General features: G+C 51.7%; 12 protein-coding genes. 6 read left to right on the top strand and 6 right to left on the bottom strand.

Annotated features, from left to right (window positions below; translation table 11 throughout):
• The first annotated feature begins 343 nt into the window (after nt 1–343).
• Genes RN02_RS03775 through RN02_RS32085 form a run of 4 tightly spaced genes read left to right on the top strand, consistent with a single transcriptional unit; the run spans nt 344 to nt 6,081 of the window.
• Nucleotides 344–1,717: a site-specific integrase gene (locus tag RN02_RS03775; protein WP_152623721.1), complete on the top strand. Its 1,374-nt coding sequence runs from the start codon at nt 344–346 to the stop codon at nt 1,715–1,717.
• On the top strand, nt 1,710–3,626 hold the full coding sequence (locus RN02_RS33855; protein WP_046617721.1) for a hypothetical protein: 1,917 nt from the start codon (nt 1,710–1,712) through the stop codon (nt 3,624–3,626). Before RN02_RS03775 ends, RN02_RS33855 begins: the two co-directional genes overlap by 8 nt.
• A gap of 2 nt (nt 3,627–3,628) precedes the next feature.
• Complete coding sequence (locus RN02_RS32090) at nt 3,629–5,659, top strand: integrase (protein WP_235399876.1); 2,031 nt, start codon at nt 3,629–3,631, stop codon at nt 5,657–5,659.
• Entirely contained in the window at nt 5,659–6,081 is a 423-nt protein-coding gene (locus RN02_RS32085) for a hypothetical protein (RefSeq protein WP_080950547.1), read from the top strand. The genes RN02_RS32090 and RN02_RS32085 overlap by 1 nt, the downstream gene beginning before the upstream one ends.
• Before the next feature lie 391 nt (nt 6,082–6,472).
• Here RN02_RS32085 and RN02_RS03765 read toward each other — a convergent pair whose 3' ends face one another.
• On the bottom strand, nt 6,473–6,706 hold the full coding sequence (locus RN02_RS03765) for a helix-turn-helix domain-containing protein (RefSeq protein ID WP_043313097.1): 234 nt from the start codon (nt 6,704–6,706) through the stop codon (nt 6,473–6,475).
• Between the two features lie 104 nt (nt 6,707–6,810).
• Between RN02_RS03765 and RN02_RS03760 the strand changes: the two genes are divergently transcribed.
• Both RN02_RS03760 and RN02_RS03755 read left to right on the top strand, forming a co-directional pair.
• Nucleotides 6,811–7,401 carry a hypothetical protein gene (locus RN02_RS03760; RefSeq protein WP_043313095.1) on the top strand — a complete coding sequence of 197 codons (591 nt, stop codon included), beginning with the start codon at nt 6,811–6,813 and terminating at the stop codon, nt 7,399–7,401.
• Entirely contained in the window at nt 7,398–8,798 is a 1,401-nt protein-coding gene (locus RN02_RS03755) for a DEAD/DEAH box helicase (protein ID WP_043313094.1), read from the top strand. Before RN02_RS03760 ends, RN02_RS03755 begins: the two co-directional genes overlap by 4 nt.
• 576 nt (nt 8,799–9,374) lie before the next feature.
• Here RN02_RS03755 and RN02_RS03750 read toward each other — a convergent pair.
• From RN02_RS03750 to RN02_RS32080, 5 genes are read right to left on the bottom strand one after another with little or no spacing between them, the layout of a single operon-like run.
• Complete coding sequence (locus RN02_RS03750) at nt 9,375–9,626, bottom strand: OadG family protein (protein WP_043313092.1); 252 nt, start codon at nt 9,624–9,626, stop codon at nt 9,375–9,377.
• A 37-nt stretch (nt 9,627–9,663) separates the two neighbouring features.
• The gene (locus RN02_RS03745; protein ID WP_200899436.1) at nt 9,664–10,644 is read right to left on the bottom strand and encodes a ketopantoate reductase family protein; all 981 of its coding nucleotides are present in this window, start codon (nt 10,642–10,644) and stop codon (nt 9,664–9,666) included.
• A gap of 6 nt (nt 10,645–10,650) precedes the next feature.
• Nucleotides 10,651–11,931, bottom strand: a complete 1,281-nt coding sequence (locus RN02_RS03740; RefSeq protein ID WP_200899437.1) for an amidase — start codon at nt 11,929–11,931, stop codon at nt 10,651–10,653.
• Nucleotides 11,864–12,046: a hypothetical protein gene (locus RN02_RS34105; RefSeq protein WP_200899438.1), complete on the bottom strand. Its 183-nt coding sequence runs from the start codon at nt 12,044–12,046 to the stop codon at nt 11,864–11,866. Before RN02_RS34105 ends, RN02_RS03740 begins: the two co-directional genes overlap by 68 nt.
• Entirely contained in the window at nt 12,043–12,501 is a 459-nt protein-coding gene (locus tag RN02_RS32080) for a GlcG/HbpS family heme-binding protein (protein ID WP_080950548.1), read from the bottom strand. The genes RN02_RS34105 and RN02_RS32080 overlap by 4 nt, the downstream gene beginning before the upstream one ends.
• Nucleotides 12,502–12,573: the final 72 nt, after the last annotated feature.

Here is a 12,573-nt window from a genome sequence, read left to right as displayed (position 1 = left end):
CCTGCATCGTGGAACCGAACTGAGCCATCAATCGTGCATTGGCTGGTACTGCGACATCTAAGATGCGAGCGTCGATTGCCTTTTCTGCCAGCACCAATCGATATCACATAGGTTGAACCTATACGCTTAATCGCCTAACGCTCAAGGATTGACGCATTCTCTAAGCCGTGCCTAGGATTTGTATCCTGTAACGTTGACCATTGACGACTGTCGTGGTCGGAGGTGTTTGTGTGTGGTAGGGCCGAAAGATCGTACGACCGAGGGGCGGATAGTCATCATTCCTAGGCTGAGAAACGCATTCGCTGAACTACATGTTTCTCAACGCCCTTCTCGATCAATTGACGTGCCTCTGTTTGGCTCTGAACCAGAAGTAACCCTATTTCAGGTAAATGAGTACGGTGCACGCGATGATGACGGTGATGTATATAATTTTCCGGTGATTTTTCATCGCACAGGAGAGTTGTGGGTAGAAGCAAATTCTTATTTGCTTAACTGTATAGTTCACAGACACATCAACTCGCGTCCGACGGATGATATTCGACGTAAAGCCGGTAAGCTGCTGGACTATCTAGTTTTCTGCGAAGAGCAGTCCATAGATTGGACTGACTTCTCTGGTAAACGACCTTCACTTAGGCCGACCTATCGCTATTATAAGAATTTAATTGATAGGGGCGATCGGGCGAGTGCTGTTATAAATCAATATACTGGTGTTGTTTACGACTTCTACAGGTTTGTGTCCCAGAGTTTTCACGAAATAGATATGAGTCGTGTGGACACAGTCAAGCAGATCAAGATCTTGATCGATACTTCACGCGGCATGCGGAGCGTTGAGGTTGATAAGCGAAGCCAGACTCAGCGGGCCGGTGGAGTGTCGCCAGTACCTATTGGCTTTGTGCGCGATGATGGGGAAGACCTCCGACCTTTGTCTAACTCTCAGCTAGCCGAATTGCTGAGAATTATCGACGGCGATGGATGGTCTTCGTTCGAGCGCCTGATAATAAAGACAGCGCTTATGACTGGAGCCCGAAAACAGACGGTGCTTACTCTCCGAGTCAAACACGTAAAGAGCCTTGCGAAGGCCAAGGTCCAACCAGATGGTACTTGCTTTCTCCAGGCCGGTCCAGGAACTGGCATTGATACAAAGTTTAATAAGCCGCAGAAACTATATTTCCCAAAGCAATTAGTGGATGATCTCCAGATACTGCTGTCTAGCCAAATCGCGATGAGAAGGCGTGAATCCTTTCGGGCTCGATATAGTAAGGAATACAGCGAGCTTAAACCGTTGGTGGAAGATGATGAGTATGTATTTCTTTCGGATCAGGGCAATTGCTATTATATGGCTAAGGATGACCCGCGTTACAAAGTCGTTAAATCGCCGCCGACTGGACAGGTTTCGGAAACTATTCGGAAGAAGCTTTCTTATTATACCAGTGATAAATTTCCAAAAGCATTTAGCTACCATTGGCTGAGAGCAACATTTGCATATCAATTATACCAGTTGCTCAAGCCGGCATTGGAGTCGGGCAGGTTGAAATATGGCGAAGAGATCACGGTTATTCAGTGTCGACTTCACCACTCCGATCGAACCACCACCGAGAATTATCTCAAGTTATTCAATATGGAGTTTGTTAAGCTTGAGGCTCAGGAGAAGTACGAAGACTGGCTATTCAGCTTCGGGAGTTATAAGGATTTGAGCTTGGAGGCAGTCATTGAGTAGTGCCGAATTGGTATTCCGTGACACTGATATAGTTACCTTGGCGGAGTTGGGGCGCGAATTCATACGTCCCGAAAGGCTTAGAATAAAGCTTTCGGATGAGGTTCGCGCAGCTCCGGTTGATATCGGGTCTTTGGCTTATTCTGTTAGAAAAGAGCCTGGCTGGAAAATGGTTGTATCCGGAAAGCCAGTGATGGTTGATCCTAACTCTCTCCAGGAATGCAGGCGAGAGTTGATAAAAGTAATTGTTGATTCGTTTTTCATAAGTGGGCTCAGAGAAAAGTCAATCCTTCTTAGTTGTAAAAACTATAAATATGTACTTGATTGGTGCGACGGCAATGGGTTTTCAGGCGTATTCTCCAGTGTTGATGCAACTAGAAGCGCATACTTGGCATACAGTGATTATCTGCGCGATCAGGTTCTAGTCAAAAAAGCATTGAAACCACTTACCTGTGCTGGTCGTCAGTCCATGTTTGTTCAGTTGATCGAACTTATGTTCAGTGGTGATGCTGCGCATATTACCCATGGCGTGCCAAGTATACGTGGTGGGGCAAGAAATTCGCCAGAACCGCCAAGAGAAGACGATGTTAAGAAATACGTCAATGTCTGTATTGACTTGGCGAATAAGTTCAGTGAATTCGTCCTGGAAGGAGAATCATTCCCGCTGAATACACAATGTGCGGGGCAAAAGGTGGTGGTATTTCCGAGCATGTCTGGGCTTCTAACACCGTTAACAATTGGGAGCTCGTCGGTTAACGATATTTATAATTATGCAGAAGGTCGTCTTGCAACGATTGAAGAGTACGTTGAGATAAGTGGTTACTTTCGTTCGGTCTGTGCGCGCGGATTAAGCCAGGCTGAGGCAACTATCGTTCAGGCTAACAAGGATCTTCGCCATCAGCAAAGAATCAGACTCGCTTCATTGGCTATAAATTCCTATGTATGTCTATTTGGGTTGTTGACGGGTGCTTCACCAACCGAGCTAAGACAGTTTGACCATGTTGATGCATTGGAAATAGAGAAATCGTTGGTCAAGCGCGAGTTTAGCGCTGTGAAGTTTCGTGCCGGTGGAGCGAAGACGCGTTACGCTATTGGTCGTGGTAAGGGGCTTCAGTTACTTAAGGAGTACTTGAAGCTTCGGGCTTGGCTCCTGAATGGGCAGGACTTTAAGTACTTGTTTTTTAGTCTGGAGCGAAAAGGAAGTTACACTGGCGGCTTTAAAAAGTTAAATCCGATTTACTCCAATGAATTCCATGAAAAGATTAAGGGGGTATTTCTTCCTGCGAATTTCAATTGCATCGCACCTTCGCGCGGAAGAAAATTAAAGAGTCTCGTTTTGCATGAGTTGAAGTTTACTCCAGAGCAGGTCGCTTCTTCGCTTAATCATAGGTTGAAAATGAACCTCGATGGTTACGCTGAGACGACGGTCGATAGATATGAAAAGGAGTTTGATCTCTATTGGCGCGCAGTTAGGCGTGCAGGGGAGCGTATCAGGGAACGGGCTGGTCCGAACGAGTCGTCTACTGTGGTGGGGCATTGTGATGAAATGGATCACCCTGTTCAACTCGAGGGAACTGTCCCAATTCAGCCGGACTGTAGAACTCAGTATGGGTGTCTATATTGCGTGCATTACGTATGTCATGCCGACGAGGAAGATGTGCACAAGCTAACTAGCCTACAATACGTGATAAATGCGATTAGAAATCTAGCTGCGGATATGAATCATGCTGACCGGCTCTTTCGAGATTTGTCAGTCAGGATTGAATTTTTGCTCGATGAAATCTCCAAACTCTCCGATACGGCTTGTGCGATGGTTAATGCCGTAAAGCGTCGGGTTTTTGACTTGGGAGAGCTCACGCCATTCTGGGAAAATCGACTTCAACGCTATGAGATGATGGGGGTGGTTTTCTGAGCGTGGGTTTTTTTGATAGTTTCAACTTGTCGTTGCTTGAAGAGGCAATTGCTGAGCCAAGCAAGCTTAATTTTTTAAACGACATCCCGCCTGATGATTTTGTGTTGTGCCGGGACGCCGTCGGCAACCCTACTGCGGTCTACGGTGCTGATGAGTGGGATCTGAATCCACTTCGTTTGAGTGCAAAAAGGCTAAGTATTTTTCGATTCAATATCTTCAAAGATAAAGTCGATTTGGAGGCGCAGCGTTATTTGATAGCGCAGTCGAAGTACATTGTTTTCTGTTTAATGTACTACGTCGACTCAGGTAGGTTGGGGCGCCTGAATGTTTCGACTGTATATAACTTGTTTGGTATTGTTCGCACTATGGCGCTGTACTGCTATGAGCAGCGCAATCGTGATTTGGTTGGGGTTTTGTCTTTCAAGCAGTTGCTTGCCACTCCAGTCTATCTTGCAGATTTTCTTAAAGTTAGCGACTTAAGCGATGCTCGGAAAAAGTTTTGTCGACAGCTAATCTGTAATCTGCAGGCTTTGGGTGAGTCCTATCTTGGGTATAGAGTTGTTTCTGTTGAAGAACTGGATGTTGAATTCGGGGAAAGTTCGCAACATCCGGTAATTCCGACTAGGATTTATCTGGGGGTTCTCAACGGGCTGAGTGATTTCGTTGAAAGAATATATCCATTTATGCCAAGGTTTGAGCGTTTTCTTGCTGAGTTCTTAGATAAGAATTACGGGCTTACTCATCATGTGCAGAAAACTTACGGTGTGCCGAGGTGTGACTGGCGGCCGACAATGGATGAGGCCATTTCTGCATACAAACTTGGAGGTTTATTTAGTGGTGAGTTGGCTTGTACTCATCGTCGAGGGCTATTGCGCGTAATTTGCATAATTCAATATGTTGTTAAGTGCGTAATTCATGCATATACCGGGATGCGGGATCAAGAGGTAATGCGGCTTCCGTATGATTGTATCGCGCAAGCCGAAGTAATGCCGTCCTTAGTGGATGGACAGGGAGTTATCCGGGACAAGGCAAGAATGATCGATTTGATTTCAACCACGACTAAATTTGCGGGATACAGAAGCGAAGCCTCTTGGCTTGCCACTTCTGAGGTGGTGAGAGTGGTGGAAATTGCCCGCCATATTTGTCGCGGTTTATCAGTTTTTTTTGAATCAGGAACGCAGGATCTGCCCTTGTTTTTAAATCCTTCGGTTTTTAACTATAAGGAGATATCTGTCCGGGTGTCCGATTTGACGAAAGATCGGAAGCCTGATTTTCTTTCCAATATTTTGATTGAGGAAGGTGATCTGAGCGAATTAATGGCGAGCAGTAATAATCATGATTATGGCGAGGATTTCGCCATCGGTCAGCCATGGAAGTTGACGAGTCACCAGTTTCGTCGTTCCCTGGCGTACTACGGAAGCAATAGCGGGTTCATTTCTCTTCCTAGCCTAAAGAGGCAGTTCAAGCACCTTACCCTGCAGATGGCTAGGTATTATTCAAATAATTTTGAAAGGCTGAAAACAATTTTTGGTTTCTACGATCCAGCAGTGGGAGATTTCGTTCTGCCATCGACGCATGTTGCGTTCGAGTTTCAACTGGCAATGCCTATCAGCGTGGCCTATGACTTGTTAACCCAGGTGTTCGAATCTCCCTCTACGCTTATTGGGGGCGCTGGTAGCTATATTAACAAGCAGCGCGAACGACTCAGTGCGGATGGTATTCTTATTGCAGAGGTAAGAGCAGATACCGAAAAGCGAGTCCGGGATGGCCAAGTATACTATACGCGTACATTTCTGGGTGGATGTACATTTGTGGGTGAATGCGACTCCTACATGCTTGGAGATTTTATTAGTTGCACATCTTGTCCGGACTCAATAATTAAGCCGGAGCTTGTTGGAAAAGCCATAGAGTTAACCGCTGAGCAGTTGGCGCAGTACGAGGTAGGGTCTGGAGAGTATCAGGTGACCAAAGCGGATCTAGATTGTCTCACTGATTTTGCAAATCGTCGCATCCATGCTGTGGAGGTAGTGTGATGATAAGCAATACGTTATCCAATGGCCTCTTGGCATGTGAAGAAGCTTTCGAACGGTTGAAGGCAGGTCAGCCCCATGTAGAATCCCACGTCGGCTTGGTCCAAAATAAGATAACTGCAGGTATCGTCAGCGTCGAAGCTGGTTTTGATCGAGGTTACTTGAAGAAAGCTAGGATCTCCCATCGGAATCTGATTGCTAGGATTGAAGCTTTTCGTAACGAGAAAATTCCTAGCAGCAATTCTCAAGCTCTGCGGATGCGGCGGGCACTTGATAGGGCAGGGCGAGCAACGAGTGAACTAGAGCAGGCGCAAGAAAGGTTGTATCAGGTATTGTTGCAAAATATACAGTTAGTAGAGCGTGTTAGGGCCTTGGAGGAAGAGTTGAGTGTTTTTAAAGTAAAAGATAAGTTGACTAAAATTTAAACTCGTAAAAATCAATCAGTCCTGCACCTAATGTTTGCTGAGAAAATAGATGCAGGTGTTGTGCTTGTTTCTGCAGTAATGTCCGTACTTCATTTTAAACTGAGGGATTGTCAATCAACTGTTAGCAGCTATTTGGTCGTCTAAGCGTGATTTGGGCAGTGATGTGTCAATCCTTGGCTGGTAATGGCTCCTGTTTCGTCAATGATTGGGAGCAACATTGACTGCCCACAGGGTTTTCGACGAAGAGTTTGAATTGAATTGGGCGCGCATGAAGCCCGCGCGCCGGAGGCACCTGCAGCCCTACAGCATCAGCCTACCAACTGGCGGTGAAAGGTGTAGAGCAAGGTAACAGCGGTGGCAATCTCCGGTCTTCTTGAGCGCTGCATCTCGATCAGATGCTGGGCTGCATCTCTGACAGCTGAGGCAGAAGACAGGACGGTTCGCAGGCGAGCTCGCTTGCGATTCTATATAGCTTCTCGACGGTGATGTTGACTTCACCACGCTCGATCCGCCCCATATAGCTGCGGTCGATACTGCAGGCCAGCGCTAGAGCATCTTGAGAAATCCGGCAGGCCTTCCTCTGCGTCCGGATGCGTTCCCCTAACGCCTTCGCCAAGTTATCCATGACCGTCTCAATTTCACTTGAGGCGGCACTATCGTGCGTTTGCGGACGCACGGGCCACGGATTATAATCCGCATTACTTCCGCGTTAACGCTTCTGGTGCCGCAATGAAATCGGCCTCGTTTACCTTCGACAGGCGTCTGTATGAGCTGCTTCAGGAGGAAGGGCGCGCACGGTTCACGACTCGTGAACTGCGTGATGCCTATGCCAAGCGCCTGGAAGGCATGACCTTCCACATCGGCGATGTGCGTCGCTACGTGTATGACCAGATTCGCCGAATGGTGCGCATGGGGTGGGTTGTACTCGATGACGAGCGACGTTCGAGGGGACAGGTCTACCGCCTGCAACCCACGCCGGCCCATCTGCAGCTGGAGCTGATCGATAACGGGTTCGAGAACAGTTTCAAAATTGCATCGGAGCCAAAGCAGGAGTCTCCAGTGCTGGACGATGCGGCAGTACCACTTGAACCTTCTTCCGATGCGGAGCAGCACTTGGAAGCGCTCCATAACGAGGTCCGGTTGGATTTCCTGTCGTTGATGGGCGAGGCGGAGCGATACAAGCTGCTCCTGGATGATATGCCGCATCTGCGTGACAAGGTCGAAGCCGAGTATCTGGAGGCTAGAGACCGTAGTTCACGCCTGCTGGGACATCTCCGCGCTATCGAGAAGACACTCAAGACGCTTGCTGCTGCACGATGACTCGATCGCTACGAGACTGGCAATTCAGCTGCATCAACCTGGCGTTGGAGCACTTTACCGTCACGCCGCACTTCTTCTGTCAGGCAACGCCGGGTGCCGGCAAGACGCGCATGGCGGCAGAGCTGGCCAGCAGACTGCTTGAACAGGGCAAGATCGATCTGGTGTTGTGCTTTGCGCCATCCTGCCAGGTTGTTGAGGGCTTTCGCTCGACCTTTGCGGCGGTGCTCGGCAGGCGTCTGGATGGCCAGATAGGCGCAGTGGGAGCAGCGTTCACCTACCAGGCCATGGAATACCGAGATGAGGGGTTCTGGCAGCTGCTTGATGACTATCGAGTACTCGTGGTCTTCGATGAAATTCACCACTGTGCCGGTCATGACCCGCTTCTCAGCAACGCCTGGGGTCAACAGATACTGCACCGAATACAAGACCGTGCTGCCTTCACCTTGGCTCTCTCCGGCACACCTTGGCGTTCGGACGACAGGGCCATTGCTCTGGCACGTTACTCGACGCCCGGGGGGAACCTGATCTGCGACTACCGTTACGGCCTGAAAGAATCCATTGCCGACGGAGTGTGCCGCTCACCTCGCATTATCCTGCTCGACAATCAGAAGGTGAAACTCACCGAGGAACTGGGCACTGATAGCACTGTGAGGATGTTTCCCAGCATTGCGAAGCTGTTGGGGGAATCACCCGTCACCTATGAAGAACTGCTGCGGCACGATGAGGTGATTGAGCAACTGCTCGACCTCGGCTGCAGCAAACTGGATGAGCTTCGCCAGATCAAACCTGATGCGGCTGGTTTGGTGGTTGCCACCGACATTGAGCACGCCCAGCAAATTGCTCAAGCCCTGGACGTCAGGGGGGAGGGTTGCCGCATCGTGACCAACAAAACCCCGGATGCGCAGCAGGTGATCAATGCGTTCAGACAGGGCGCCTGCCGGTGGATTGTGGCGGTTGGAATGATCAGCGAAGGCACGGACATCCCACGGCTGCAAGTGTGCTGCTATCTCAGCCGCATCCGCACCGAGTTGCATTACCGGCAAGTGCTGGGACGAGTGCTCCGGCGCACCGGCGAATCCGATGATCAGGCATGGTTGTTCATGCTGGCGGAACTGACCTTAAAGGGTTTTGCAGAGCGAATTGCGGATGACCTGCCGGATGACCTGGCGGTGCTAAACGCGGTACGGACACCAGCCATCACTCCAGGTGCGAGGCCTGGTTTGATTGATATTGTCGGCAATCCCAATGGGCTGGATCGCCATTCTGGAAGCAACACGGATCAGGCTATTGGAGCGGTCGCTTCGAACATGATTTCCCTTGGGGGCGTTACAGCCGAGCCAAGCTACCAGGTGAGTTTTTCCCAGCATTACCGGCAGCAGTTGCTAGCTTGCTTTTAATGCTGCGAGGCCATTGCTCATGGAAGCCGTGTCTGCGTTCGAAAGCGGACAGGATCGACTGCTTCATTGGCTAGTAAGCTAGTCCTGTCGTCTATCAGACAGAAGAAAATCTCACCGAAGTTTCTCAGCGCTGCTTTGGTGGAGCCCCCACCGCGTGCAGCGTGCTAGCGCGTCGCAACTGGGGGAAGGTGTTCAAGTAGGATTCAAATCGGTCCGCTGAAACGCTTTGGCGACTCACCATAGACTGATGTGGCTGGTCGTTGAGGGCATCCCGACGGGCTGTGTTCAGCCAAGGGCGGCACTGCCGGTCGGTAGCATTCGAATGCCGACGCTTACCACCCGACGTTCTTCCATACTGCAATGATGGACAACGTCTTCTCCAATCCGGCCGGGATGAAGGTCTGGGGTGGCAACAAAGGTGGTATCTGGCGAATGGTCTCAAAAGACGAGGTAGTCAACGCCATCGTGCAAGGAATGGAGCGGCGCGCAGAGATGGTAGTGATACCGAAAGCGAACAACCTTTTTCGTGTCAGTCATCGTGTCAGCCTTCTGTTAAAAGGTTCTAGTCTTTCACCGTCACTTCTTGTGGCGTGACCGGTATTGTGCAATTGCCTTCTTGATGGCCTCGGCGGTGTCAGGATCAACCGACGTGGGCGCCTTGGGCTTGGCACGCTGGGTGCTGGCCGGGGTCACCGGCTCTGGCGGCGCAAACCGCAGGATGAGTTTGGACATGAACGTGGTTGCGAACACCAGGATGATCAGGAACGCAAACACAAAGCCCATGCCGGCAATCATCAGATCCACGGCTTGTGACATCAGCTCATTCATGATTTCTTATAACCTTTAAGTGGAAGGGAGTTAGCAGTTAGCGGACATTTCGATGTTGCAGAAGTGCATGCACCGTACGGGTATAGGGCGCTTCGATCCCAAGGCTTTGGCAGCGACGAAGTACAGCACCGGAAATGCTGTCCAGCTCAAGCGGCCGGCCTTTTTCCTGGTCCACCAGCATGGAAGTTTTGATGGCATTGAAGCTGCTGATCAGGTCAAACATTTCATCCAGATCACGCTCAGTCAGGTTCACGCCATCGGCCTTTGAGGCCTGGACGGTTTCCGCCATCATGCCGTACACCATTTTTCCGAATTCCGGATGGTGGGTCAGAGTGCGGGTGTCCAGGTGGGTCAGCGCCGACAACGGATTCACGCCATTATTGATCACCAGCTTGCGCCACAGTTCGTAATGAATGTCGTCGGTCACACGCGTGGGTATGCCAGCTTCAGTGAGTTCTCTCTCCAGTCTCGCCAGCAGGCCGGTGCGCGGGTCGTTCCGGGCCTGTACCGGCCAGGCCCCCAAAACAATCTGAGCCACGCCTTCGGCGTAAACTTTGCCAGGCTCTGTGATATGACCACCAATGCGCACGGCCAGACCGCCCAGCACTCGCTGTTCACCAACCTCCCGGGCGATACGCTGTTCGTTATCCACCCCGTTTTGCAGGGACAACACGGGCACTGAGCCACCCTGCAGCCACTCTGACAACTCAACCATCACCGAATCCGTGGCGGTGGATTTCAGGGCAATGACAATCAGGTCGAAATCATCCGCCCGGTACGTTCTCATCAGAGCCTGGTGATCAAACGCCGGCAGATCGTGGTGAGTGACAGCCCCCTCATAATCAACGACCAGCCCGTTTGCCTGCAGGGCTTCAAGGTGCTCGCCCCGGGCAGACAGGACGATGTTATGGCCCGCTTGCGCCAGCTTTGCCGCATAGTAGCCACCGATGCCACCGGCACCAATCATCAGAACATTTAAAGCAGTCAAGCAAACCTCTGATTCATCAAGTTCATCCAATAACGCTCAGCAATGATGCCCGAGTGTATCAGGGCCGCACCCGATGCTACGTTCAATGGCCTGACCAATACCCAGCAGGCGCTCCTCCTGCCATGGCCTGCTCAAAACCTGCATACCTACCGGCAACCCGGCTTTGTCCAGCCCGACCGGCAAACTCAGCCCGCAAAGCCCCAGATAATTGCCGATTGCTGTGTTACGCAGGGCCTGCATATTGGCAGCCGTGTAGGCCTTTGGATCTTTCAGGCTATCCACAGTGGGCGGGGTGAGGGTGACGGTCGGGGTCAGGACGGCATCAACCTGCTGCAGCTGACTGGCTGCCTCGGCGGAGAGTCGTGTCATCACCTGCAGGCGTTGAATATACTCCCAAGCTGGCAGCTCTTCGGCCGTGTGCAACCTCGCCGCCACATTGGGGTCCAGCGAGGCCACAATTTCCGGCATGTCTTCTCGAATGAAGGCGGCCAGCTCGGGTGCGGCCACCCCACCCTTCAGGAATAATTCATGAATCTGTTCCACACCTGGCAGCTCAAAAGGCACCAGGTGTGCGCCCGCACGCTCAATCACCTTAAGCGCTGCCTCCACCGCTTCCGCAATACCGGGGCTGCAGTTTTCCCAAAAGAATGCAGCTGGTACGCCGAATGTCAGGTCAGCCAACTCGGAAGCGCTTGTGTGCACCACCCGCTGTTTGCTGACAACCGGATCAAGAGCGCGAAAAGCATAGTCCAGATCATCAACCCGCCGGGCCATTAATCCCGGTGTATCCAGCGTGTGGGACAGCGGAACAATCTGTTGGGTGGGCCAGCGCCCGGCTGTCAGCTTCAACCCTGCTACGCCTGTCATGCTGGCTGGCACCCGGATGGACCCGGCGGTGTCGGTCCCCAGCGCCAGCGCCGCTGTTCCGTTAACCAGCGACACCCCGGCACCCGAACTGGAACCACCCGGCACACGGTGAACCTGTTTGTCCCAGGGGTTTGCCGGCGTTCCCCAGTGGCTGTTGGTACCAAGCCCGCCAAACGCCAGTTCCACACAATGGGTTTTCCCCATCACCGGTGCCAGCTGGGCGCTTAGCGCTTTGATCACAGGCCCTGCTGCCTGCCATCTTTCCGGTAATGGCCGGGCACAGCCGGCGTGAATGGGCAGTCCCGGCACACCGAACAGGTCTTTCACCGATACCGGCAAGCCCATCAAAGGGCCGGTAAAGGCACCGGCCTTACGGGCCAGGTCACTGGCTTTTGCCAGCGCCAGTGAGTGCCTGCTCCGGGCACCATTGAATGTAGGCGTTGTCGTCACTGGCGCGATAAGCCTCGATGGCGGAGGCGACCAGCTTCTCGCTGGTGAGATTTCCAGCCTCCAACGCCTGTGCCAGTTCACTTAAAGGACTTGCCAGTAATGGGGCCGCTGTCATTTCGTGTTCCGTAACAGTTGGATTGCCTGAGCCGCTACACGGGCACACTCAACATCCTGATCTTCCGAACCTCCGGATACACCAATACCGCCAACCAGCATCTGGTCCCGAAACAGGGGCACTCCGCCGCCGACGACAGTAAAGTCCTCGGTTGAGGTAAGACCATTCAATACCCGGTCAGGGGCTGATGCCAGCAGGCCTTCCAGCTCCACCGTTTCGGTGGCCATTCCGGCAGCCGTAATCGCTTTTTTGCGGGCAAGCTCGGAGGACACCAGAAATGAGTCCGTCATTTTCAGGTAACCCAGCAAACGTCCGGACGAATCCGTGACAGCTATAGTCGCGCGAATGCCTAAATCTTCAGCCTTACCCACTGCTGCCTGGAGCATGGTCAGAACAGCTGTTTCAGTCAGTCTGGAAGTTGTTTGGAGAAATTCGTGTTGGCGTGATTCCGACATAATGCACCCATTACCTTAGTTACGACCATCAACCCTGAGCCGGCGCAAAATACGCCGGCACGGGTTGTCTGT

It is taken from the genome of Pseudomonas sp. PI1 (assembly GCF_000812405.1).
GTDB classification, from domain to species: Bacteria; Pseudomonadota; Gammaproteobacteria; order Pseudomonadales; family Pseudomonadaceae; genus Pseudomonas; species Pseudomonas citronellolis.
The sequence above is the reverse complement of the archived record's forward strand: the minus strand, read 5'-3'. Positions and strand labels throughout refer to the sequence as shown.